The following is a 25,608-nucleotide window of genomic DNA, read 5'->3' as shown; positions in this document are numbered from 1 at the left end:
CATTTTATATACTTGAAAAGTTTAATGGTTTAAAGGATTGTAGCCTAAATATGGTACTTGTTTTTCTTTAAAGGTAATTCCGAAATTTTGTAACTCTTTTAAAATTGGAGTGTAAACTTCTTTATTAATAGGCAATTGTACTCCGGGTGTTGTAATAGCCTTATTCAAAATAGCAATTGTGGCAATAGCAACTGGTAGGCCAACTGTTTTTGCCATGGCGGTATAGGTTTGATCTTGGCCAATAGTAACCATGTTAGATTCTATTTGATAGTTTTTTCCAGCTTTTTCATAACCAAATTTATGATACATAACAATCATGTCTTTATCCTTTTGAGATAGTGTCCAGCTGTCCATAAGTATTTTTTGAAGTATTTGTGCGGGTGTTGCTTTTTTTAGGTCAACCTTTTTGTTTGGGTTAAAAATATCGAGTTCAATAAGTTTGTTCCAAACAATATCGTCTTGATCAATTTTTAGTTGATAGCGCAGTTTAAGTTCTACGGAATCTGTTGGACTGTATGGTAAAAAGGCGTTTACAAAATCACGATAACTCATGTTTTCACTATCATCTATAGTATAGCTGTCATCGGTCATGCCTAGCGTTACAAATATGTGCCATGCTTTACTAAACCCAACGCGACGCATAGTACCGCGGTAAAGCGTTTTTATATTTTGAAGGCCATAGATGGTTTGGTATTTTAAGGAGTCTCGGTTGGCATAAACTTCAAAACGTCCAAAATTTTCTATATCTAAAAATTCAGTTCTTCTAAATAATCGATTATAAGGAATGTATTTATATGTACCTTCTTGTAAAAACTTTGCGGGACCACCTTGGCCTGCTGTTACTACATTTCTTGGGTTCCAGGTAAATTTGTAATTCCATAAGTTGTTATCACTTTCTGGTGCTACAAGTCCGCCTGTAAAAGATTCAAAAAGTATAATTTCCCCGCCATCGTCCCTGATTTTATCAATAACATGCATGGCGCTCATGTGGTCTATCCCGGGGTCTACACCAATTTCATTCATTAAAACCACACCTTTTTCTATAGCTTCTTGGTTTAAGTCTTGCATTTTCGGGCTTATGTAAGAAGCTGTTACCATGTGTTTACCATAGAAAACGCAGTCTTTCGCCACTTCAATATGGAAGCGTGCAGGAAGCATAGATATCACAATGCCGGCATTTTGAATGGCTGTTTTTCTTGAGCTTTCATCAAAAACATCGAGCTTTATCACTTTTACATTTTTATGTCCGCTTGTTAGTTTTTGAGCATGTTCAATATGTAAATCGCCTATGGTGATAAATAAGTTTTCCTCTTCAGATTTTTCTAATAAATATTTTAGAAGATAAGAAGTGGATTTTCCTGAACCAATGATTAAAATTTTTCGCATATTGAGTTTAGTTGAGTAGTTTTGTTTAGTGGTCGATTGTAAGTAGAACATGGTTTCGACTTCACTAATTTAATGAATATTTAAACGATTTATAAGGATATGAACAGAACTATTTTATTAACAGCAGCCATTTTAGGTGTTACAAGTATTATTTTAGGGGCTTTTGGTGCACATGGTTTAAAGGCTTTAATTTCTCCAGAATCTGTACAAACTTTTGAAACGGGTGTGCGTTACCAAATGTATCATGCTTTGTTTCTTTTATTTGTTGGAAGTACGACTTATGTTTCTGTAAGATCTAAAACCAAAATATTTTATTTAGTAGTTGTTGGGTTGCTCTTTTTTTCGGGGTCAATATATGGCTTATCAACTAATGTATTAACCAGTTTCGATTTTAAAACTATTGGTGTAATTACACCAATTGGTGGGCTACTTTTAATAGTGGCTTGGGTGCTCTTGTTTATTGATTTCTTAAAAAAACAAAACTAATTTTGAATTTAATTTAAAGAAAATTCAATTTATTTGTTTTAAATTTACGGGATAATTAATTTAACATCAAAATATGGGTAATTACGCACAATTTACGAAAACGTTTGAGTTAGAAACTTACGGCATAAAAAACGCCAAAGTTCATTATCAATTATCACCAGAAGAGTTGCATAATATTGCTATTGAAAATGGGCAAGCCGTAGAGGCTTCTTCAGGAGCTTTAGCGGTTAATACAGGAGAATTTACAGGCCGTTCTCCAAAAGATCGATTTATCGTTAAAGATGATATTACAAAAGATAGAATATGGTGGGGCGATGTCAATATCCCGTTCGATGCGGATAAATTTGATAAACTATATAATAAGGTTGTAGACTACCTTTCGGGAAAAACACTTTTTGTTCGTGATAGTTATGCTTGTGCAGATGAAAATTATAAGCTGAATATTAGAGTTATCAATGAATTTCCGTGGAGCAATCAATTTGCTTATAATATGTTTTTACGTCCAACCGAAGCGGAGTTAGAAAATTTTACTCCAGAATGGACTATTGTAAATGCACCAAGTTTTATGGCAGTTCCGGATGAAGACGGCACGCGACAACATAATTTTGCTATTTTAAATTTCACTAAAAAAATTGCCTTAATTGGTGGTACCGGTTATACTGGGGAAATTAAGAAAGGTATATTTTCTGCATTAAACTTCATTTTGCCGGTGTTTAAAAATACGTTACCAATGCACTGTAGTGCCAATGTTGGTAAAGATGGGGATACGGCTATTTTCTTTGGACTTTCCGGAACGGGGAAAACAACGCTTTCTACCGATCCGAATAGAAGTTTAATTGGAGATGATGAGCATGGTTGGACCGAAGAAAACTCGGTATTTAATTTTGAAGGTGGTTGTTATGCTAAAGTGATTAATTTAGATAAGGACCATGAACCTGAGATATTCGCAGCTATTAAAAAAGGAGCGATTTTAGAAAATGTTATTTTAGATGAAAACGGACATGTTAATTTTGCTGACACATCAATAACTCAAAATACACGGGTAAGTTATCCAATAGATCATATTGAAAATATTAGAAAACCATCTATTGGAAAGAACCCGAAAAATATTTTCTTTTTAACGGCTGATGCTTTTGGAGTTTTGCCTCCTATTTCTAAGTTAACGCCAAGTCAGGCGGCATATCACTTTATTTCTGGATATACGGCTAAAGTTGCAGGAACAGAAGCAGGTGTTGTAGAGCCTACGCCTTCATTTTCCGCTTGTTTTGGAGCACCGTTTATGCCTTTACATCCATCGAAATATGCCGAAATGTTAAGTGAAAAAATGATTGATGCTAATGTAAATGTTTGGTTAGTAAACACAGGCTGGACTGGCGGTCCTTATGGTGTTGGAACCCGTATGAAACTTAAATATACACGTGCTATGATTAATGCGGTTTTAAATGGAGATTTAGGACTGTATTCTTATGATAAGTACCATATTCATTCGGTATTTGGTGTGGCACAACCAAGAGAGTGTCCTGGAGTACCAACTAAGGTTTTAAGTCCGAGAGCAACTTGGAATGATGATGAAGCGTATTATAAAACAGCTTTTAAACTCACGAATGCTTTCCGTGAAAACTTTAAGAAGTTCGAGGCACATTGTAGTGAAGAAATTCGACGAGGTGGACCACAACGTTATGCTTTCTAAAATAATATGGCATAAAAAAAAGCTCTGATAATTTATCAGAGCTTTTTTATTTTACAACAGTAATGTTGTTATATTTTTTTATCATGCACTTTTACATGTTTACCGCCATTCCAAAGTGTTAAAATATCTGTAGCTACATGTGCGCCGCTTCCAGAAGCCATGGCAAATTGACTGCGCCATCCTGCTAAAGTGCCCGCAACGTATAGATTTTCTTCAATTAAATGGTCTGTGTTTTTTAGCCAAACTCTATCTTTTTCTATCGCAGCTCTTGGATGTACTTCTATAAATGGCTCTAAGCCTTTTATGTTTAATAAATTGGTGTAACCTACGGCAATAACTACTGCTTTAGCGCTATATGTCGTTTTGTTGGTTGAAACTTTAAAACCATCATGTTGTTTTTCAATTTCTAAAACTTTTTCATGATCTATTTGCTCAACATGTGGGTATAGGGAAGCGAGTTGATTTTTGCCTTCATCTAAAATAGATTCACCAGTTGTACCAGGAGCTAAACCTAAAACATTATTAAACAAGGCGGTTTGTAGATGCGATGTTTTTTGGTGTGTAATAATAGCAATCCGTTTATCTTTTGTAAATGCTCTGTTTTGGGCAGAACCCAAAACTAATGCACATGATAAGCCTGCTGCACCACCACCAATAATTAAAGCATCGTACATATTTATTTAATGTCTTTTACTTTTTGCTCAATTCTTTTAGAGACTCTTAAAATCAACATCATTAATATTACACATAGCAATGCTACAATGGTTATTATAGCAATCATGCTTTGACCTTGAAAAGGGTTGTCTAAATTTATTTCAGTGAAATTAAAAATAATAAGTCCTAAGGCAAGGATGCTAAAAACTACGGTTAAAATTTTCATATTATAATATTTATATTACTTCAAATAGCGCTTTAATATTATGTGCAAATAATTTTACTGCAATAGCTAGTAAAATAACGCCAAATATTTTTCGTATAATGTTAATACCATTTTGGCCAATTATACTTTCGATTTTTGAAGATGTTTTTAAAACGATAAAAATAATAATAACATTCATTAAAACAGCAACAATAATGTTTTCTGTTCTAAATTCTGCTCTTAATGATAGTAAGGTAGTTAAACTTCCTGGTCCCGCAATAAGCGGAAATGCCAATGGGAATACGGCTGTAGTCATAGAAGCCTCTTCCTCTTGCTTATATAGTGTAATACCGAGTATCATTTCTAAAGCAATAAAAAATAAAATAAAGGCACCTGCTACAGCAAAAGAATTTACATCTATACCAATAAGGGTTAAAATACTTTTTCCTAAAAACAGGAAAACGATTAATATCACTCCTGCGTAAATAGAAGCTTTTTCACTTTGTATGTGTCCTACCTTTTTGCGTAAATCGATTACTATGGGAATATTGCCAATAATATCGATTACTGCGAATAGTACCATAAAAGCTGTGAATATTTCTTTTAAATTAAATTGCATTTCTTTTTTTTGTAATTTTAATAAATCGTAATAATGTTTACGTTTTTCTTAGTTAAATCTGTTTAAACTGAGAAATCTCAATTTTTCGGCAAAAGTAGATTATTAAATTAATTAATTTCAATTTAAGATTAACTATTTTTGCATTTTCTAACGTAAAATACAATATGTTTCAATTAGGTAAGACCATTATTTCAGAAGATGTAATAAAAAAAGATTTTTTGTGTAACCTTTCGGCGTGTAAAGGTGCTTGTTGTATCGATGGTGATGCAGGCGCTCCTTTAGAGGAAGACGAAATTAAAATCATGGAGGCTATTTACCCTAAGGTAAAGCCGTTTTTACGACAGGAAGGCATTGATGCTATAGAGGCGCAAGGTACTTATGTAACTTCGGAAGATGGTGACTTAGAAACACCCTTAATTAATGGTGCCGATTGTGCTTATGTAATTTTCGATGAAAAGAACGTTGCGCTATGTGCTATTGAAGAAGCTTATAATCAAGGTGAGGTAGACTGGAAAAAACCAGTGTCTTGCCATTTGTATCCAGTAAGAATTCAAGATTACTCGGAGTTTTCTGCTGTAAATTATCATAAATGGCAAATTTGTGATGATGCTTGTACGCTTGGTGAAGAATTAGGTGTGCCAGTTTATAAATTTGTTAAGGAAGCGCTTATTCGAAAATTTGGCGAAGATTGGTATGCCGAATTAGAAAAAGTAGCCGAGACTATGTAAATAGATTTTGAATATTCTTCTTCTTAAAAAAATGAAACCGAGATCTAAAAAACTTCAAATTCATTTAAAATAAAACTTCATTTTCAAAATATTTTTTCAGAAAAAAAATAAAAAAAGCTATCTAAATATTTTGATTTTAATAAAATTCAATACCCGGTATTTAAAATTTATACTTTAAGAATTCATTGAAATTCGAAGGTAAATCAATGTCTAAAATCTCGTATTAACAAGTGTAAAATAAGGGGTTCTAGTATGAATTTGTACAGTGAATTTATAGGCTGAAGTTTGATTTTATTTATTTATAATAATTTGATATTCAATAAAGTAAGAATGTCATAAAAAAAGCACCTGTTTTTTGCGAGATTATATAATTGTTAAAAACTTGTTGACAATGTTTATAAAATACCCTTTCATTTTCAGGAACAAATGTCAATCTTTGTTGTCGGCAAAAAAAGCAAAACTTTTCTACTTTATTTTTTAGATAAGTGATGCAACACAAGCCTCTTTTTATTTCTCTTAAAGAAAAATATAACACGATTTTACCGATTAACGAACATAATTTTGGATTAACATCAATATTCAAATGAGTGTCTAGCTATTAACAAAAGATAATTATGGAGATTACACAAATAATAAAAAGAGATTACGAAACAAGTCCTTTTATTTTAACTAAAATTTCTAGTGCAGTTGAAAAAGCCATGCTTTCAGTTGGAAACGGAAGTAAAGAGGATGCAGAAGTTATCGCTATAGAAGTTTTAAGAACATTATTAGATAGAAAAGAAAAAGATATTAATTATTTACCTAATGTCGAACAAGTTCAAGATCTTGTTGAGGATAAATTAATGGAGAGCTCTTTTCATGATGTAGCAAAAGCTTATATATTATATAGGAATGAGCAAGCGAGAAGTAGAAAAACAAATATTTTCGAAAAACGAATTAATTTAAAGCCTTATGAGTATCCTGCATTAAATGATTATGTAGATGCTATTCGTCACTCATACTGGATTCATTCAGAATTTAATTTTACAAGTGATATACAAGATTTTAAAACAAGACTAACTCCAATTGAGCAAAACGCCATTAAGAATACTATGTTGGCTATTTCTCAAATTGAAGTTGCTGTAAAAAGTTTTTGGGGAGATATCTATAACAAAATGCCTAAACCAGAGATTGGTTCTGTAGGTGCTACATTTGCAGAAAGTGAAGTACGTCACCATGATGCATATTCGCATTTATTGGAAATATTAGGACTTAACAACGAGTTTAAAGATTTAAAGAAAAAACCAGTAATAATGAGACGGGTTCATTATTTAGAAACCGCCTTAAAAAATGCCAAAAGTGAAAACAATAGAGATTATGCAGAGTCTATTTTGTTGTTCTCTTTATTTATAGAACACGTGTCTTTATTTTCTCAGTTTTTAATAATTATGGCATTTAATAAGCATAAAAACATGCTTAAAGGAGTGTCTAATGTTGTTGAGGCTACTTCTAAAGAAGAGCAAATACACGGCGATTTTGGAATCGATATTATTAAAATTATTAAAGAAGAAAACCCAACGTGGTTTGACGATGAGCATGCAGACTTAATTAAAAAGTTATGTATTGAAGCTTTCGATTCTGAAAGTGATATTGTAGACTGGATTTTTGAAGACGGTGAATTAGATTTCTTACCAAAAGATGTGGTTAACGAGTTTATTAAAAACCGTTTCAACAACTCTTTAGAGAGTATTGGTATTGAAAAAGTATTTGAAGTTAACGAAGAATTAGTGCAAAAAACCGAATGGTTTGACGATGAAATAATCGGTACTAAACACGGCGATTTCTTCGTGAAACGCTCAATAAACTACAGTAAAAGAACAAAAAGTATAACTAGCGACGACTTATTTTAAAAAATGAACAATCAGACAAAAAATCAAACCGACACGAGTTTAAATGAAAACACAAAATCATCTAATTATGATGATTTAAAGAAAGCAAGAAAAGAAGCTAGAAAAGAAATTGGAAAACAGCCAGAAATAAAATGGTTAACCGAAAATAGTCGTCAGTTTTTAGCCTCTGGATACCTTACCGATGATGCTACACCGGAACAAAGAATTAGAGAAATAGCAGAAAGAGCCGAAGAGATTTTAAAAATCGATGGCTTTGCAGATAAATTTTACGGGTACATGGCAGAAGGGTATTACTCTTTAGCTTCGCCAGTATGGTCTAACTTTGGCAAGCGTCGTGGCTTACCAATTAGTTGCTTTGGTTCGCATATTTCTGATGATATGGGAGATATTCTATATACACAATCGGAAGTTGGAATGATGTCTAAACTTGGTGGTGGTACATCTGGTTATTTCGGGAAATTGCGCCATAGAGGTGCGCCTGTAAAAAATAATGGAGAGTCTTCTGGTGCAGTTCACATCATGCAACTTTTCGAAAAAATGGTAGATGTTGTAAGTCAGGGATCTGTACGTCGCGGTCGTTTTTCACCTTATTTACCAATAGAGCACCAAGATATTCACGAGTTTTTAGAAATAGGAACAGAAGGAAACCCAATTCAAGAATTAACCCATGGTGTTACAGTTGGTAACGAGTGGATGCAAGAAATGATTGATGGTGATGCTGATAAAAGAGCTATTTGGGCAAAAGTATTACAACGTAGAGGAGAAATAGGATATCCTTATATTTTCTTTAGAGATAATGCAAATAATAACGCTCCTGATGTTTATAAAGATAAGAACCATGAGATTTACGCAAGTAACTTATGTTCTGAAATTATGCTACCTACAAACGATCGTTGGTCTTTTGTATGTGTACTTTCTTCTATAAACTTATTACATTACGATAAATGGAAAGATACCGATGCTGTAGAAACTATGGTATACTTTTTAGATGCGGTATTAGAAGAGTTTATTACAAAATTAGAAGTTTATAGAGATTCTGATAGTCGTGATGATAGACACACTTTCATGTTTATGGAAAAAGCTTATACTTTCGCTAAAGAAAATAGAGCTTTAGGTATGGGCGCTTTAGGATGGCACTCATTATTACAATCTAAAATGGTAGGTTTTGATAGTCAAGAAGCTTTCGATTTAAACAGTGAAATCTTTAAAACTATTAAAGAAAAATCTGTTAAAGCATCAAAAGAATTAGCGGTATTATTTGGTGAGCCAGAAGTTTTAAAAGGTTATGGCAGACGTAATACAACGCTTAACGCTGTAGCTCCAACAACATCTTCAGCATTTATTTTAGGACAAGTTTCTCAAGGTATCGAGCCAATTTGGTCTAACAGTTATGTAAAAGATATTGCTAAAATTAAAACAACTATTAAGAACCCGTTTTTATTAGATCTTTTAAAAGAAAAAGGAATTAATACTAGTGAAATTTGGAGGTCTATTCGTGATAACGATGGTTCTGTTCAACATTTAGAAGAACTTACCGATCATGAAAAAGATGTGTTTAAAACGTATTCTGAAATCGACCAGATGACTATTATTTATCAGGCTGCTAACAGACAAAACCATATAGATCAAGCACAATCTTTAAACATTATGGTGCATCCAGATATGCCTGTAAAAGAGATTAATAAAATATATGTTACTGCTTGGCAATTAGGTGTTAAGTCTTTATACTACCAACACAGTATGAATGCTGCACAAAAATTTAAGCAGAAGAAAGAATGTAAAAGTTGTGAAGGTTAATCTTCACTAAAAATATAGTGTTAAGTAAATCCTACGGTAGTAGGTAAGTGTTAATTGAAGCATCTCTGCTTACTACGGAGGTGCTTTTTTTAGAACTTTGTTGAAATAAATAAAATTTAAAACACTGATTTTTAGTAAATTATAATTTAAAAAAAATAATGTGAGTTAGAAAAAGACATAAAAAAAAGGGAAAATCTATATAGAAATATCCCTCTTGGTTTTTTAAAATTACAAATTTGGATCCGACCCCTAAAAAGTAATTTAAATTGAAGTGAGATTAACTCATCTCCTATTTTGTTCTTCAAACGTACAAAATTAGAATCTTCTAGCCAAGTTAAATATTTTATGAAATAATCAAACAGTCGGTAGGCTATGTTATATAAGGATTTATGAACCTTATAAATTTATCAACTGTTTTTTAAATTTGTTAATAACCCAAGCTAAGACTTGGTTAAATATTTAATATATGGAAAGTAAATATATAATTTCGTTAAATCAGTTTGCTGATTTTTCAAAAGGAACGAATGCTAGTAAACGAAGAATTATTAAACAGCAAAAAGTGCCCAATAAATTTATGGTTGCGTGGTACCAATTACCTAAAGCTAGGATTAGAAAATCAATAGCAAATCATTGTGATTTAAAACCTATTTTAGATGGAATTGAAGAATTAAAACTTCGAAAACCAGAAAAACAAAGACAAGTTCTAGATAGAGCAGTCTCAATTGAAGCTTTAAATAGGTATGTTGGTATAAAATTGCCAGATATTTTAAGAAGTGTACCTTATAAAATAATTAAAAAGGTTGAGTCTAAATCTATTATTTTGAATGGGATTCAAATTGTTATTTCTCCTGATGTAATTTTTAAGTTAAAAATTGATGGCAAAATTTATTTAGGAGCTGTTAAAGTTCATATCTCAAAGAATAATATTTTTGATAATATTCAGTCAAGGTATATTTCTAGTTTGTTATATAAATATCTTAAAGAAGTTGTTGCAACAGAAAATGAAGTTGTACTTGATGAGCTTTGTTTGTCAATTGACGTATTTGGGGATAAAGTTATTTCAGTTCCTGAAAATTTATCAAAATCACTCTCTGATATTAAGGGGATTTGTGAAGAGGTTAAGTCTCTTTGGAATGTGGCATAATTATAATAAAAAGCATCTCTACGGAGATGCTTTTTTTATTAAAAAAATCTGATATGTAAAAAATTACGTATATTTATTTCACCATTAATGAGTCTGTTTTTTTAAGATGAAAAACTACAGATTATCAACCCCAAATATGCTTAAATACCTATTTTTAATTACCCTTCATTGTGTTGTGTTTTCTTTTGAAGGAACAAGTCAGTCTCAAGAAAATGGTGCGTTTTTATTTAACGAAACCACCCTATTAAAGCATCTGAAATCTTTATCGTCTGATGCTTTTGAAGGAAGACGGACAGGAACTAAGGGAGCGGAAAAAACGAGAAAATATATTATTAACCAGTTTCATGCTTTAGGGGTTTTCCCTTTTATGAAGAATTATCAGCAGTCGTTTCATTTTTATGCAAAAAGAGAAACCTATACTGGAGTCAATATTTTGGGACTTATAAAAGGATCTGAATTATCTAAAAAATATATTGTAATAAGTGCGCATTATGATCATGAAGGTATCAAAATGGGGAAAATTTATAATGGAGCAGATGATAATGCATCAGGATTAAGCGCCTTGTTTAGTTTTGCAGAATATTTTCAGAAAAACCCACCTAAGCATTCTGTTATTTTAGCGGCCTTCGATGGTGAAGAATTAGGTTTACAAGGTTCTAAATATTTTATAAAGAGTGAAACCTTGGCTTATAAAAATATAAGTTGCAACCTAAATATGGATATGATTAGCCGCAGTGATAAAAATGAGTTATTTGCTGTAGGTACGGCCTATAACGAAACTTTAAAAAATATTGTAGCTACAGTTGAAGGCTCGGGAAATCTAAAGCTTATTCCAGGACATGATGGTTATGATGGTTTGGAAAATTGGACATATTCATCAGATCATGGTAACTTTTATAAAAAGGATATTCCATTTTTATATTTTGGAGTAGACGATCATAAAGATTATCACGAACCAACCGATGATTTCGAGAATATTCAACCTGAGTTTTACATAAATGCGGTAAAAACTATTATTTCTGTATTCGAAAAAGTAGATGATATTAAATAAATTAAAACTTTTAAAAATAAGCTTTCAGTTGAAAAGAGCCTGTGTGGATGGTTTTGCTAGTTTCTGTTTTCCTTCCGAAGTAACTAAAATTTAAATCTAAGAAATTAGTTAGTTTTTTTTGCGCAAGTAACGTCCAAGTGAAATTTTTCCCTGGCTGTAAACCTTCTAGCATTTGGTAAGCAACAGGTGTGCCAGCAGAACCTTCAAAAGTATTAGATAAATAGTTAAACTCTCCATTTAAAGCTCCTTTGTCTTTATTGTTAAGTGTAAATGATGCGCCGTATTTTTGTTGCTGTAAAGCTTCAAAATCGCCTATAGTATTTGTTTTGTCTTCATATTGATAAAATATATCAAAGCTAGAATTATCGTTAAATAAATAAGAGAGTTTAGGGTTGAATCGCGTTTCATCAAAATTGTAATTTCTACTAGAATAGTTTTCACTCACACTTTCATTGTTTTCAAAAGTTGAAAGCACGTTTATTAACCAATTACCCGATATTTTATGATTAAAATTAAGTTGATGACTTTTGATGCTATTCTCGATATAGCCAATAGATAAAACACTTCGGGTAGTGTTATCTAAAAAGGTGTAAGATGTTGTGTAGTGCTGTTTGCCGCGATTAAAAAACAATACATTTCTAAAATTTAACTGTAAACCTAATTGATCGTTCGCGTTTTTTTCAAAAGGATTTAAGTTGAATTTATTTCCCTCACGTTTTATTTTTCGGTCGATTAAATAAGCGGTTTGATTATAAAAATGCGACCAAAATTTTTCTGTTTTCTTTTTGGAAACCGACCATTTCGATGGGTTAATGGTTAATGTCTGGCTCAAACGGTTTTGGTGCGTTTTAATATACACCTGATTAGGTAATAGCACCCGAACATATTTTCCTTGATCTTGAAACTGTGCAATTTCAAACTCATCAAGTTCCTGAATACCGTTTGCATTATAGTCTACCCAAGTATATGTACCTAAGCCGGCTTCGACTTCAATATAAGTAAAATCTTGCTGAGGTAAAGTACCCGAATTGGTTTCGAAAATGGTGTTCCACTGTATTAATTGATTAAATAGTTTTTGGTTGAATTGTAGCCGCGAATTCAGCGATTGCTCATCTGCAATATCAATATCTTCACTTTTTAAAGTTCTGTAATTGGCAAATAGAGATAAGGTGGTGTTTTTCTTTCGAACCAATTTTGAATCTAAATAAAACGTGTTGGATGTATTTACTTTTTCTAATACATTGTTTCTAATGCTATCATTTACACGATGTTTATAACCTATTTCTGCAAATATTTGTGTACTGTCTCCAACTCCAAAAAACACCTCATACGATTTAAATTTCTGACTTAATTCTGTTAATTGTTTTGTTGCAATATCGGTTTGTTGGTTGTCTTCAATAGCCATTTTTGTACCAATCCAACTCGATTTGAAACTATAAGAAATACGATTGTAAGATCTTAAAAAGGTGGATGTATTACTATTAGAATCTGCATTTAAAAAACTAGAGATAGAAGAGAATCTCAATTTACCAAAAACTAAATTAGCATTCGCCACATGGCGATTTCCATTAAAACCATCGGAAAAATTTAAATGTTCAAATTGATAATTTAAATATCCTTTTTCACGATGAAATACGCTAAAACCGGAATTTACAAGTAATTGATTTCCTAAATTGGAGCCAATACCATTGAGGTTCGTTAAATCTAAATTCCAATCCCGATTGAACTCCGGATTATAAAGTCCTTCAATATTTCTGAAACCTGAACTAATATAATCAGAATCAAAAAGTGCATTTAGATTCCAAAGACTGTCTGTTTTTATAAGTTGTTGTTCAATATTTAACTTCCCTGCGAAACCATCATTATTTTGATCGTCGATGGTTGAAAATAAATTCAAATCGTTTTTACTTCCTGCAAGTTCAAAATTAATATGTGTTTTTTCCGAAGGGTTATATGCACCGTTCACCACAACTAATTGGAGTTTTGTTGGAGCAATAAGCTGTGTAATAGGAGCGTAGTTGCCTTGTAAAACACCCACATATTCGTAAATGTTATTAATGGCGTTGCTACTACTTAATATGTAATCACCGAGGTTGTCACCAATTTGAGAGAACGTTACACGATACAATTCATCGTCCTCACTATTAGAGAATACAAAAACTTCGGCACCATCAATCAGTTCTTTTTTGTATAAAATTCTATTTTCGTTTAAAGCTTCTTGAATTTCCGAAGGTGCTACCATTAAAGATTTATCATCACCAGCTTCAGCTAAAATTTGAACCTGCTCTTCCGATAAATTTTGTTGTAAAGGTTGGTTTTTAGCATCATTTTCAGAATATATAGAAACACCAATTTTCAGCTTTTCATTTTCAAATTTACCGCCGCCGTAAGCCACGAAACGAGAATAGTTTCTGTCGCTAAATTGATAATCTACGGTAATTCGCATCTCGGAAGTTATGGGGAATGTTGAATTAAAAATAATTTCACCGGCATTATAATCAATAATATAATCTTGGTCTTCGCCACGTTTTACGGCCACGCCGTTCACATAAACCGTTTCACTTCCAGATACAATAAGCACGAATAATTCTCCATTAGCGCCTTGTAATTTATAAGGGCCTTGGTTTCCTTCTTGAGCAGTAAATTGGCTCGTTGTAAATTGGCCGCGAACCAATGCGCCTGCAGCAAACAAATCTGTTCTAGCGCTATCGTCTCCCAACTTCAAATTAAAATTTAAACCTTGTACACGTTTAGAAAAACTTGCGAAATAAGAGTCGGTGTTTACTAAGTCGATATCACCAGCTCTAATATTCCAATCGTTGGTAAAAAGTTCTATAAAAACTTGATCGAATTCATCTAAACGCTGGCTGTATCCACTTTCTTGTAAAGGTATATTCGCATCTTGAATGGAAGCACGCAGCGAAACCTTATCATTTAATTTCCCTGTAATTTGAAGATCGAGTTCGCTATTTAAAACGGAGTTCTGATTATTCCCAATGGTAACACCTCGCGAAATGCTTCCGGAAGTTGTTAAACCATCAAAGGGGATAACTTCTTTTTCAGTGTTCGGTTCCGATAATTTATATAATTTCTGAAGGTTATCTGTGTTTTCAACAATAATATTTTCATCTAATTGACGATAAGTTTTCGTTAAAAAATCTGGAAATCTTAAAAAATTGATAATGATAGAATCCGTATCAATCGGTTTTTTAAAAGTTAATAGCGATTTAGGGAAGTCTATGCTATAAAAACTTGAGTCTATAAGTGTGCCATCTATTCTTCTAATAGAAAAAGAACTGGAGTTAATACTTATGCTATCTATTTGTATAGCGGGCTTTACTGCAACCTTTTTAGTTTTATAAATAGAGGTTTGCTCCTGCGAAAACCCGCAAAAACCAATTAAAACCATAATTATGCATGTAAAAAACTTCATTCAGACACTTAAACTATAAAAACTTTAAAATATTTTGTTGATAGCTTCGTTAAAATTCTTGCTGTAAATTATAGTGTAAAAGTAGCGTATTATTTATTTTTGCTGAAATTAGGTTTGTTGGTAAACAAATCTATCTAGATAAAGGTCTCAATCTTTGAAACTAAGACCATCATTTAAATAAAATCCCTTGTCATTTGTATTAGGTTAAGAAGAACAATGAAAATTATATCATATAATGTAAACGGTATTCGTGCCGCATTAAAAAAAGATTTTATTGGGTGGTTAAAAAGTGCAAATCCAGATGTTATTTGTTTGCAAGAAATCAAAGCCATGAAGGAGCAATTGGATCTAGAGGTTTTTGAAGAGGCAGGATACATTTATAATTATTGGTTTAGCGCGCAAAAAAAAGGGTACAGCGGTGTTGCTATTTTGAGTAAAATAGAGCCAAATCATGTTGAGTTTGGCACAGGAATTGAGTCAATGGATTTCGAAGGTCGAAATATTCGAGCAGATTTCGATGGTGTTTCGGTAATGAGCCTATATTTGCCATCGGGTACAAACAGTGAGCGGCTTAGTCATAAATTTGAATACATGGATATGTTTCAAGAGTATATAAATAATCTAAAACAGGATATCCCAAATCTCGTAATTTGCGGCGACTATAATATTTGTCACGAAGAAATCGATATTCATAATCCAAAAATGAAAGGAGTTTCTGGGTTTTTACCAGAGGAACGTGAGTGGTTAGGGAAGTTTATAGATAGTGGATATATAGATTCTTTTCGTTACTTACATCCAGAAACACAAACATTCAGTTGGTGGAGTTACCGTGCTAATTCGCGAGCTAACAATAAAGGTTGGCGTTTAGATTATGCTTTAGTTTCTCAACCCTTACAAGAAAACATTAAAAGAGCCGTTATACTTACGGAAGCCGTGCATAGCGATCACTGTCCAATTTTAGTAGAAATAGAAAATTAGAAAAACAACCAAAATAGAACCTTAGTAAAAATGATTAAAAAAACCGTACTCACACTATTAACACTGGCCGTTTTAACCAGTTGTGTCTCTCCTAAAGTTTACAAAGAATTAGAGAGTAAATATGCTAAATTGAAACAAGAAAATCGAAAAATTTCGGATGCTAATGAAGCTTTGCTAAGAGAAAAAACAGTAGCCGAAAATGAGTTAAAACAATTGCATACTGCCTATGATGAAGCTGTAGCACAACGAGATAAATTACAATCCGATTATAATTCAACAAAAACGAACTATGATAATTTAAAGAATTCTTACGATGCTTTAGAAAAAAATAGTTCGGCGTCTATAGCGGCAAATTCTCAAAAGAACCGTGAGTTATTAGCACAGCTAGAAGCAAAAGAACAAGCTTTGGCAGCCGAGAATGCGCGTTTAGAAAAACTTAAATCTGAGTTAGAAAATAGATCTAATCGTGTTGCTGAATTAGAAAGTGTAATAGCGGCTAAAGATGCAGCTATGACGGCTTTGAAGAATGCTATTTCTAAGGCTTTAACGGATTTTGAAGGCAAAGGATTAACCGTAGAACAACGCGACGGAAAAGTCTATGTGTCTATGGAAAACAAACTATTGTTTAGCTCAGGAAGTTGGGCTGTTGGTGCCGAAGGTAAGCGCGCAGTAAAACAATTGGGTAGCGTACTTGGAGACAATCCAGACATAGCAGTTTTAATTGAAGGTCATACAGATAACGTGCCTTATAAAGGGAACGGGATTTTAACTAGCAACTGGGATTTATCAACAAAACGTGCAACAGCAATCGTAAATATTTTACGTGAGAATGCAGATATAAATGCTGAAAACCTTACAGCCGCCGGTCGTGGTGAGTTTGCTCCAGTGGCATCAAACGAAACAGCAGTGGGTAAAGCTAAAAACCGTCGTATCGAGGTGATTTTAACACCAAAATTAGATGAGCTTTCAAAACTTTTAAACGATAATTAATATTTAGTAGGGCGTTACTCCTGCTGCGCTTTTATGGCGCAGCAGGAGTCGGGCTTTCACTACTCAATCTTTTTATTTTTCAAAAAAAAGGATTTCAAACAAGCCGTTCAATCCCTAACGCAATTATTCTCATATTTACATGCTTCCTATTGGTAAATTCCTATTTACAAGGTCTTTGTAATCAAAAACATGCAAAAGACTTTCATTTTACAAGGAAATTATTATTTTTACCTTTTAATTCGAAATAGTAGGGGATGAAATCAAAAGAAAAAAGTGCTAGCATAGACGGGATAGATAAAAAAATACTTAGAACTTTAATGGAGGATGCTAGAATTCCAATTCTAGAAATTGCAAGAAATGTTGATATTTCTGGAGCAGCCATACATCAACGTCTACGTAAACTCGAAAAATCTGGAATTATATCTGGTTCAAAATTTGTGATAAACCCAAAAATGTTAGGTTACGAAACCGTAGCTTTTATTGGTGTTTATTTAGATAAAGCCATACAGAATCCAGAAGCAATTAAGCAGTTAAAAAAAGTGCCAGAAGTTCTCGAATGTCACTATACAACAGGGAATTGGAATGTTTTAATCAAAATTTTATGTAAAGATAATGCCGATTTAATGCATTTGCTTAACAACCAAATTCAGACTATTTCAGGCGTATCTCGTACGGAAACATTTATATCTTTAGATCAACAAATAGATAGACAGATTACTATTTAGTTTAAAACTTTATTCATTGGAATGATTATTGATTCAACCTGAACCATTAATCAAAAACTATTTTCATGAAAAAGAAGTACTTATTTCTATTTGTATTAGCAGTTGTTTCAGTAGCAACGTATGCTCAAAAAGCAAGTGTAGAAAAATCAACTTATGGTATTCAAACAGGTTTTTTAGGAGTTTGGGCACATCGCGAAGTTAAATTATCTAATGAAATAGCACTTCGTGCAGAACTCGGAATGGATTTAGGTCTTTGGGGTGGTGATTTTTATCCAAAATCGGGATATTTATTAGCTCCCGTAATTCGATTAGAGCCACGATGGTATTATAATTTGGATAAACGAGTTTCAAAATCTAGAAGTATTTCTGGAAATGCTGGTAATTTTTTAGCATTACAAACTAGTTTTCATCCTAATTGGTTTACAATTTCTAATTACGATAATGTTGAGGTTGTTAATCAAGTTTCAATTATTCCAACTTGGGGTATAAAAAGAAACATTGGCAAGCATTTTAATTACGAAACCGGAATAGGTATTGGTTATGCTTATTACTTTGCCAAAAGTGCTGGTTATCTTGAAAATGAAGGTTATACCATCATTAATCTTAATCTTAGAATTGGATATCGTTTCTAATACTTAAATTATAAAAACATAAAAAATCCCAACCGAAGCAATTCGATTGGGATTTTTAATATTGAAAATATACCCTATTTAGTTCTTTAGATTTTTACATCTTCATTAACCAAGTACGTACATCAACTTCTTGTTTTATTATTTTTTGTAAATCATCAATATTAACACGTTCCTGTTCCATAGTATCTCTATGTCTAATAGTTACAGTGTTATCTTTTAAAGTATCGTGATCTACTGTAATACAGAATGGAGTTCCGTTAGCGTCTTGTCTTCTGTAACGACGCCCAACAGCATCTTTTTCATCGTAAATCACATTGAAATCCCATTTCAATTCTTCTACAATTTTACGAGCCACTTCTGGTAAGCCATCCTTTTTAACCAATGGTAAAATGGCAGCTTTTACTGGAGCTAGTACACTTGGTAATTTTAATACCGTTCTAGTTGTTCCGTTTTCTAGTTCTTCTTCTTGTAAAGAGTTAGAGAATACGGCTAAAAACATACGGTCTAAACCAATAGAGGTTTCTAATACATATGGTGTGTAGCTTTTATTTTCTTCATGGTCAAAATATTGTAATTTCTTTCCAGAATGCTCTTCGTGTGCTTTTAAATCGAAATCTGTTCTAGAGTGAATACCTTCTAGTTCTTTAAACCCAAATGGGAATTTAAATTCAATATCGGCAGCAGCATCAGCATAATGTGCTAATTTATCATGGTCGTGAAAACGATAGTTCTCCGCACCCATTCCTAAAGATAAATGCCATTTCATACGTGTTTCTTTCCAGTAGTCGTACCATTTGGCTTGCGTACCTGGTTTAATGAAAAATTGCATTTCCATTTGTTCAAACTCACGCATTCTAAAAATAAATTGTCTTGCAACAATTTCATTTCTAAAGGCTTTTCCGGTTTGTGCAATTCCAAAAGGGATTTTCATACGTCCGGTTTTCTGAACGTTTAAAAAGTTAACAAAAATACCTTGCGCTGTTTCTGGACGTAAATATAAATCCATTGCAGACTCTGCAGAAGCACCAAGTTTTGTTCCAAACATCAAGTTAAATTGCTTAACATCTGTCCAGTTTCTACTTCCTGTTAAGGGATCGGCGATTTCTAACTCTTCAATTAATGCTTTAACATCGACTAAATCTTCTTTTTCTAAAGATTGACCCATCCGCGAAAGCGTTGCATTTATTTTTTCTTGGTATCCAACAACACGTCCGTTTGTTGCTAAAAATTCTTCTTTATTAAAGGCTTCACCAAAACGTTTTGCTGCTTTAGCGACTTCTTTATCAATTTTAGCTTCAATTTTGGCGCAATAATCTTCAATTAAAACATCGGCGCGGTAACGCTTTTTCGAGTCTTTATTGTCAATTAATGGGTCGTTAAACGCATCAACGTGTCCCGATGCCTTCCAAGTTGTTGGGTGCATAAATATCGCGGCATCGATACCAACAATATTTTCGTTCATTTGTACCATGGCTTTCCACCAGTAGTCACGTATGTTTTTCTTTAACTCAGCACCATTTTGGGCGTAGTCGTAAACGGCGCTTAAACCGTCGTATATTTCGCTACTTTGAAATACATATCCGTATTCCTTTGCGTGCGATATTACCTTTTTAAATTTATCATCTTGATTTGCCATAGTGCAAAAATAAAAAAGCGTTTGAAACTATTCGATATTATTAACTAAATTTACAGAACTACTTTTAATTTAAATGTTTAAATCGGTATTAAATATATTTTTTCCTAAGGTGTGCTATGCTTGTCTTGGTGCATTAAACGATAATGAAGACACTATTTGTGTGGATTGCAGGCACGATTTACCGGTTACCAATTTTCATTTTGATAATAGTGATGCTGTTAAAAAAGTGCTTTACGGACGTTGTAAAGTTGAAAATGGCACCGCGCTTTTTAGATTTGAAAAGAAAAGTTTAGTGCAACAGCTTATTCATGGTCTAAAATATCGAGGTTATCAAAACATTGGTTTTGTATTAGGGAATTGGCTAGGAGCCGAGCTTCAGGAGTTAGAGACTTATCGTGATGTTGATGTTATAATTCCTGTGCCTTTACATAAGAAGAAGTTGAAATCACGCGGTTTTAATCAAGTTGAAAAATTTGGACAGCAAATAGCTGAAGCTTTAGAAGCGGATTATTTAGATGATGTGCTGGTTAAAATATCGAATAATAAATCGCAAACTAATAAAGGGCGTATTGCGCGTTTGGTTAATAGTGAAGAATTGTTTGCTTTACAGAATATGGCATCCATAGAAAATAAACATATTTTAATAGTAGACGATCTTATAACAACTGGTGCAACTTTAGAAGCTTGTATTTTAATTCTGAATCAAGCTAAAAACATAAAAATAAGTATAGCTACTATGGCAATTGCTTAGGACTTTAAGCGTTATATCTTTAAAATTATGTAGGTTTGTGAAAATTTTAATTGGTAATGAATAAAACACTTTCAAATTTTATTTTAGCTGCAGTTATTGGTGTTGTTTTTTTTAATTGTGCCAATCGTGGAACGCCCGATGGTGGCCCAAAAGACGTGACTCCTCCTGTTATCGTGAAAACAGAGCCTGCAAATTTAACAACCAATTTTAAAGGCGATGAAATAAAGATTTATTTTGACGAATACGTTAAAATGAAAGATTTAAATAAGCAGCTTATTATTTCGCCACCCATGGTAAATCAGCCTGAAATTACACCTTTGGGAACGGCAAGTAAATATATTACTATTAAAATTCACGATACGCTTAAGCCCAATACTACTTACGCATTTAACTTTGGTAATAGCATTCAAGATAATAACGAAGGGAATCCATACCCTTACTATCGTTATGTGTTCTCTACGGGGAGTTATATTGATTCGTTAAGCGTAAAAGGAACCGTTGTAGATGCTGTAAAAGAAAAACCAGATACTTTTGTTTCGGTTATGTTGTACGAGGTCGATTCTACTTATACAGATTCTATTGTTTATAAGGAAACGCCTAAATATATTACCAATACATTGGACAGTCTTACAACATTTTCTGTTGATAATATTAAGGCTGGAAAATATATGCTTATGGCTTTAAAGGATGGGAATTCTGATAATAAGTTTCAACAAAAAGTAGATCAAATTGCTTTCCATAAAAGTTTTATTACCGTACCAAACGATTCGCTTTATACATTGAAATTGTTTAATGAAGTGCTCGATTATAAGGCTACGCGACCAATGATTATTGCTGGAGAAAAAATAGCTTTTGGTTATGAAGGTGTTTACGAAGGGATGAAAATTAAATTGAATTCTGATGTTCCTGAAGGTTTTGATTATCGCATTACTAAGGATTTTAAAACAGATACGCTTAATTATTGGTACAAACCAAAATTGGAAGTGGATTCGCTATTGTTTAGTATTTCTAATATTGATTATGAAAAGGATTATACTGTTAGAATAAGGAAATTGGATAGAGATAGCTTAGTTATACAGTCGAAACCTGCGGGAGCAGTGGGTTATAATGAATCTTTTTTTATCTTCGGAACCACACCGTTTGTTAGTTTTAATGCTGAGAAAATGACGATTTTGGATAAGGATTCTACTAATGTAGCGTTTACAACAAAGTTTGATACTATAAATAACACCTACAAATTCGATTTTGATAAAACTGAAGATAATAGCTATCAAATACAGCTATTGCCAGAAGCGTTTATTGATTTCTATGATGATAAAAATGATACGTTAAATTATTCGTTTAAAACAAAAAAGGAATCGGAATTTGGATATGCTCGTTTTACTTTGATAAATGCTTCATTTCCATTGATAATTCAATTAACTGACGATAAAGGTGAAGTTATATATGAGCAATTTGCTGAAACTAATGAACTTGTTAATTTTTTGAATGTAAAACCTGCGACCTATAAGATTCGAGTAATTCATGATGCTAATGGTAACAAGAAATACGACACGGGAAATTATTTAAAAAAGATACAACCAGAAAAGGTGAGCCATTTTAAAGCCATAGAGATTCGTGCCGATTGGGGTTACCCAGAAACATTGACTTTTAAAGATTAATTTTTTAAATTTCAAATAAAGAAAAGTATATATAAAAAAGCCTCGTATTAAATTTAATACGAGGCTTTTTTTATTTGTAATCTGTTATTCAGTTACACCACACGTAATACAAAATAGTTCTTTTTTCCACGTTGAAGGAGTACAAATCTATTGTTGATTAAATCGGCAGTTGTAATCGAGTAATCATCTTTTACTTTTTCTTTATTTACAGAAATAGAGTTTTCTTTTAAAGCACGACGGGCTTCACCGTTCGATTTTAAAAACCCACCTTTTTCTGCTAATGCAGCAATAATATCTAAACCGTTATCGATATCGGCTTGAGATATTTCAGTTAATGGAACACCATCAAAAACATCTAAAAAGGTTTGTTCGTTTAAGCCTTTTAAATCATCACTAGTAGATTTTCCGAATAGAATGTTACTTGCTTTTATGGCGTTGTCTAAATCGTCTTTAGAATGTACCATGGTTGTGATTTCTTCAGCCAATCGTTTTTGTAATACACGTAAGTGCGGTGCTTCTTGATGTTCTTTAATTAAAGATTCAATCTCTTCTTTTGTAATGAATGTGAAAATTTTAATGTATTTTTCAGCATCAACATCACTGGTGTTTAACCAGTATTGGTAGAACTTGTAAGGCGATGTTCTTTCGCTGTCTAACCAAATATTTCCACCTTCGGTTTTACCAAATTTAGTACCATCGGCTTTTGTAATTAATGGCCAAGTTAATGCGTAACCTTTTCCAGAATCTACACGACGAATTAATTCGGTTCCTGTTGTAATATTTCCCCATTGGTCGCTTCCGCCCATTTGAAGGGTACATTCTTTTTCTCTATATAAATGTAAAAAATCGTAACCTTGAACCAATTGGTACGTGAATTCTGTAAAACTCATACCTACAGAAGATTCTGAAGATAGACGTTTCTTTACAGAATCTTTCGCCATCATGTAATTTACGGTAATGTGTTTACCAACGTCTCTAATAAATTCTAGGAATGAAAACTCTTTCATCCAATCGTAATTATTTACGATAATAGCTGCATTTTCGGCATCGCTATCAAAGTCTAAAAAACGAGATAACTGTTCTTTTATAGCATTTTGGTTGTGTAGCAGAATATCTTCGGTAAGTAAATTACGCTCGGCAGATTTTCCAGAAGGATCACCAATCATTCCGGTAGCGCCACCAACTAAAGCTACGGGTTTATGCCCTGATAATTGAAAATGTTTTAATCCCATAACACCAACAAGATGTCCAATATGTAAGGAGTCTGCTGTAGGGTCAATGCCTACATACGCCTTACGCATGGCTTCTAATAAGTGCTCTTCCGTTCCTGGCATACTATCTTGTATCATGCCTCTCCAAGTCAGTTCTTCAACAAAATTCTTTATCATTATTAATTGTATTTAGTAATCTTTGGCAAATATAAAAATACGTGTAGAATTTGTGAGGTTTTAAATGAAATTCTTTGCGAATAGATTTGCCGTTTCGGGACGGTAATTTCGCGATAGGGATTGCAGCGGCATCCTTTTTGTAAAGCTTTAAAATGAACTTAGTTTTCGTTTTTTTACTGAAACTTTTTTGAAATGATGAGGTTTTGAATGAAGTTCTGTGGAGCTTTATAAAAAGATATAGCGGAAAGCCCAGTTTATTTTGGGCTTTTCGACCAAAATAAAATTGCCAAAAAACAGGTTGAAATAAAAAATCCCAAACAGTAACTGCTTGGGATTTGATTTATAATTGAAATACTGAAATAAGTTCAGCATAAAAAAACTTTCGTTTTTTAGTATCTGTAATGTTCTGGTTTGTATGGTCCGTCTACAGTTACACCAATGTAAGTGGCTTGCTCTTCACGAAGCTCAGTAAGCTCTACGCCAATTTTTGCTAAGTGTAATTTTGCTACTTTTTCGTCTAAGTGTTTTGGTAACATATATACATCGTTTCCGTATGCTTTTGCGTTTGTCCAAAGTTCGATTTGCGCTAAAGTTTGGTTTGTAAACGAGTTAGACATTACAAAACTTGGGTGTCCTGTTGCGCAACCTAAGTTTACTAAACGTCCTTCTGCAAGAAGAATAATATCGTTTCCGTTAATATTATATTTATCTACCTGTGGTTTAATAGTATCTTTTGTATTTCCGTGGTTTTTGTTTAACCAAGCCATATCGATTTCGTTATCGAAGTGGCCAATGTTACATACTATAACTTTATCTTTCATGGCTTCGAAATGACGCCCTTGGATAATATCTTTATTTCCTGTAGTTGTGATAATAATATCTGAATTTCCAACAACAGTTTCTAGTCTCTTAACTTCAAAACCGTCCATTGCCGCTTGAAGCGCACAAATTGGGTCGATTTCTGTTACTGTTACAATAGATCCAGCACCTTTAAAAGAAGCGGCTGTACCTTTACCAACATCACCGTAACCACAAACAGTTACACGTTTACCGGCAAGCATAATATCGGTTGCACGACGAATTGCATCTACTGCAGATTCTTTACATCCGTATTTATTATCGAATTTAGATTTTGTTACAGAATCGTTTACGTTAATAGCAGGCATTGGTAATGTTCCGTTTTTTACACGCTCGTAAAGACGGTGAACACCTGTAGTTGTTTCTTCTGAAAGTCCGTTAATTCCTGCTGCTAATTCTGGGTATTTATCTAAAACCATGTTAGTTAAATCGCCACCGTCATCAAGAATCATGTTTAATGGTTTTCTGTCTTCTCCAAAGAAAAGCGTTTGCTCTATACACCAATCAAATTCTTCTTCTGTTAATCCTTTCCATGCGTAAACTGCTGTTCCTGCTGCTGCAATTGCTGCTGCTGCCTGATCTTGAGTTGAGAAAATATTACAAGAACTCCAAGTTACCTCGGCACCTAATGCTTGTAAAGTTTCGATTAAAACCGCAGTTTGTATCGTCATGTGTAAACAACCAGCAATACGCGCACCTTTAAGTGGTTGCGAGTTACCGTATTCTTCACGAAGACTCATTAAACCTGGCATTTCTGCTTCGGCTAATTCTATTTCTTTTCGTCCCCAAGCTGCAAGAGAAAGATCTTTAACTTTGCTAGCTACGTAAGGAATTGTTTTTGTGCTCATATCAATGTTCTTTTTTATTTAATAACTTAAACAGGATTGAGATTCGTGTTAAAATCGTT

At 33.0% G+C, this 25,608-nt stretch carries 21 protein-coding genes; 13 read left to right on the top strand and 8 right to left on the bottom strand.

Annotated features, from left to right (window positions below; genetic code table 11):
• Nucleotides 1–21 precede the first annotated feature (21 nt).
• Nucleotides 22–1,386, bottom strand: a complete 1,365-nt coding sequence (locus tag M4I23_RS01030) for a saccharopine dehydrogenase family protein (protein WP_158846013.1) — start codon at nt 1,384–1,386, stop codon at nt 22–24.
• Between the two features lie 99 nt (nt 1,387–1,485).
• Between M4I23_RS01030 and M4I23_RS01025 the strand changes: the two genes are divergently transcribed.
• Together M4I23_RS01025 and pckA are read left to right on the top strand one after the other, a co-directional pair.
• Nucleotides 1,486–1,872, top strand: coding sequence for a DUF423 domain-containing protein (locus M4I23_RS01025; protein ID WP_158846011.1), 387 nt, complete (start codon nt 1,486–1,488; stop codon nt 1,870–1,872).
• Nucleotides 1,873–1,945: 73 nt separating this feature from the next.
• Nucleotides 1,946–3,562, top strand: a complete 1,617-nt coding sequence (gene pckA / locus M4I23_RS01020; RefSeq protein WP_249753137.1) for a phosphoenolpyruvate carboxykinase (ATP) — start codon at nt 1,946–1,948, stop codon at nt 3,560–3,562.
• Nucleotides 3,563–3,630: 68 nt separating this feature from the next.
• On the opposite strand, the gene M4I23_RS01015 is transcribed toward pckA, so the two are convergent.
• The 3 genes from M4I23_RS01015 to M4I23_RS01005 are packed head-to-tail and all read right to left on the bottom strand — an operon-like array spanning nt 3,631 to nt 5,040.
• Nucleotides 3,631–4,236, bottom strand: coding sequence for an NAD(P)/FAD-dependent oxidoreductase (locus tag M4I23_RS01015; RefSeq protein WP_158846007.1), 606 nt, complete (start codon nt 4,234–4,236; stop codon nt 3,631–3,633).
• 2 nt (nt 4,237–4,238) lie between these two features.
• Entirely contained in the window at nt 4,239–4,442 is a 204-nt protein-coding gene (locus M4I23_RS01010) for a hypothetical protein (protein WP_158846005.1), read from the bottom strand.
• A 10-nt stretch (nt 4,443–4,452) separates the two neighbouring features.
• Nucleotides 4,453–5,040, bottom strand: coding sequence for a MarC family protein (locus M4I23_RS01005; RefSeq protein WP_158846002.1), 588 nt, complete (start codon nt 5,038–5,040; stop codon nt 4,453–4,455).
• A 164-nt stretch (nt 5,041–5,204) separates the two neighbouring features.
• Here M4I23_RS01005 and M4I23_RS01000 point away from each other — a divergent pair, with 164 nt between their 5' ends.
• From M4I23_RS01000 to M4I23_RS00980, 5 genes are all read left to right on the top strand, one after another.
• Nucleotides 5,205–5,768, top strand: coding sequence for a DUF3109 family protein (locus M4I23_RS01000; protein WP_158846000.1), 564 nt, complete (start codon nt 5,205–5,207; stop codon nt 5,766–5,768).
• Between the two features lie 614 nt (nt 5,769–6,382).
• Nucleotides 6,383–7,657: a ribonucleotide-diphosphate reductase subunit beta gene (locus M4I23_RS00995; RefSeq protein WP_249753136.1), complete on the top strand. Its 1,275-nt coding sequence runs from the start codon at nt 6,383–6,385 to the stop codon at nt 7,655–7,657.
• A 3-nt stretch (nt 7,658–7,660) separates the two neighbouring features.
• Nucleotides 7,661–9,454, top strand: a complete 1,794-nt coding sequence (locus tag M4I23_RS00990) for a ribonucleoside-diphosphate reductase subunit alpha (protein WP_158845996.1) — start codon at nt 7,661–7,663, stop codon at nt 9,452–9,454.
• A gap of 466 nt (nt 9,455–9,920) precedes the next feature.
• Nucleotides 9,921–10,598: a hypothetical protein gene (locus M4I23_RS00985; RefSeq protein ID WP_249753135.1), complete on the top strand. Its 678-nt coding sequence runs from the start codon at nt 9,921–9,923 to the stop codon at nt 10,596–10,598.
• A 106-nt stretch (nt 10,599–10,704) separates the two neighbouring features.
• Nucleotides 10,705–11,649, top strand: a complete 945-nt coding sequence (locus tag M4I23_RS00980) for a M28 family peptidase (protein WP_249753134.1) — start codon at nt 10,705–10,707, stop codon at nt 11,647–11,649.
• Between the two features lie 10 nt (nt 11,650–11,659).
• Here the strand turns inward: M4I23_RS00980 and M4I23_RS00975 are convergent, their stop codons facing one another.
• Entirely contained in the window at nt 11,660–15,082 is a 3,423-nt protein-coding gene (locus M4I23_RS00975) for a hypothetical protein (protein WP_249753133.1), read from the bottom strand.
• Between the two features lie 216 nt (nt 15,083–15,298).
• Here M4I23_RS00975 and M4I23_RS00970 point away from each other — a divergent pair, with 216 nt between their 5' ends.
• The 4 genes from M4I23_RS00970 to M4I23_RS00955 all read left to right on the top strand — a co-directional run bounded on the left by M4I23_RS00970 (nt 15,299) and on the right by M4I23_RS00955 (nt 18,407).
• The gene (locus M4I23_RS00970) at nt 15,299–16,060 is read left to right on the top strand and encodes an exodeoxyribonuclease III (protein WP_158845991.1); all 762 of its coding nucleotides are present in this window, start codon (nt 15,299–15,301) and stop codon (nt 16,058–16,060) included.
• A gap of 30 nt (nt 16,061–16,090) precedes the next feature.
• Nucleotides 16,091–17,050 carry an OmpA family protein gene (locus M4I23_RS00965; RefSeq protein ID WP_158845989.1) on the top strand — a complete coding sequence of 320 codons (960 nt, stop codon included), beginning with the start codon at nt 16,091–16,093 and terminating at the stop codon, nt 17,048–17,050.
• Between the two features lie 254 nt (nt 17,051–17,304).
• Entirely contained in the window at nt 17,305–17,775 is a 471-nt protein-coding gene (locus tag M4I23_RS00960) for an Lrp/AsnC ligand binding domain-containing protein (RefSeq protein ID WP_158845987.1), read from the top strand.
• A 65-nt stretch (nt 17,776–17,840) separates the two neighbouring features.
• Nucleotides 17,841–18,407, top strand: a complete 567-nt coding sequence (locus M4I23_RS00955; protein ID WP_249753132.1) for a hypothetical protein — start codon at nt 17,841–17,843, stop codon at nt 18,405–18,407.
• Between the two features lie 94 nt (nt 18,408–18,501).
• Here M4I23_RS00955 and M4I23_RS00950 read toward each other — a convergent pair whose 3' ends face one another.
• On the bottom strand, nt 18,502–20,043 hold the full coding sequence (locus tag M4I23_RS00950; RefSeq protein ID WP_158845982.1) for a glycine--tRNA ligase: 1,542 nt from the start codon (nt 20,041–20,043) through the stop codon (nt 18,502–18,504).
• Between the two features lie 73 nt (nt 20,044–20,116).
• On the opposite strand from M4I23_RS00950, the gene M4I23_RS00945 reads away from it, so the two are divergent.
• On the top strand, nt 20,117–20,794 hold the full coding sequence (locus M4I23_RS00945) for a ComF family protein (RefSeq protein WP_249753131.1): 678 nt from the start codon (nt 20,117–20,119) through the stop codon (nt 20,792–20,794).
• 56 nt (nt 20,795–20,850) lie between these two features.
• Entirely contained in the window at nt 20,851–22,455 is a 1,605-nt protein-coding gene (locus M4I23_RS00940) for an Ig-like domain-containing protein (protein ID WP_249753130.1), read from the top strand.
• A 92-nt stretch (nt 22,456–22,547) separates the two neighbouring features.
• Here M4I23_RS00940 and tyrS read toward each other — a convergent pair whose 3' ends face one another.
• The gene (gene tyrS, locus M4I23_RS00935) at nt 22,548–23,843 is read right to left on the bottom strand and encodes a tyrosine--tRNA ligase (protein WP_249753129.1); all 1,296 of its coding nucleotides are present in this window, start codon (nt 23,841–23,843) and stop codon (nt 22,548–22,550) included.
• 389 nt (nt 23,844–24,232) lie between these two features.
• Nucleotides 24,233–25,549 carry an adenosylhomocysteinase gene (ahcY, locus tag M4I23_RS00930; RefSeq protein WP_249753128.1) on the bottom strand — a complete coding sequence of 439 codons (1,317 nt, stop codon included), beginning with the start codon at nt 25,547–25,549 and terminating at the stop codon, nt 24,233–24,235.
• Nucleotides 25,550–25,608: the final 59 nt, after the last annotated feature.

The sequence above is a fragment of the Algibacter sp. L4_22 genome, assembly GCF_023473045.1.
Taxonomy (GTDB): domain Bacteria; phylum Bacteroidota; class Bacteroidia; order Flavobacteriales; family Flavobacteriaceae; genus Algibacter.
The sequence above is the reverse complement of the archived record's forward strand: the minus strand, read 5'-3'. Positions and strand labels throughout refer to the sequence as shown.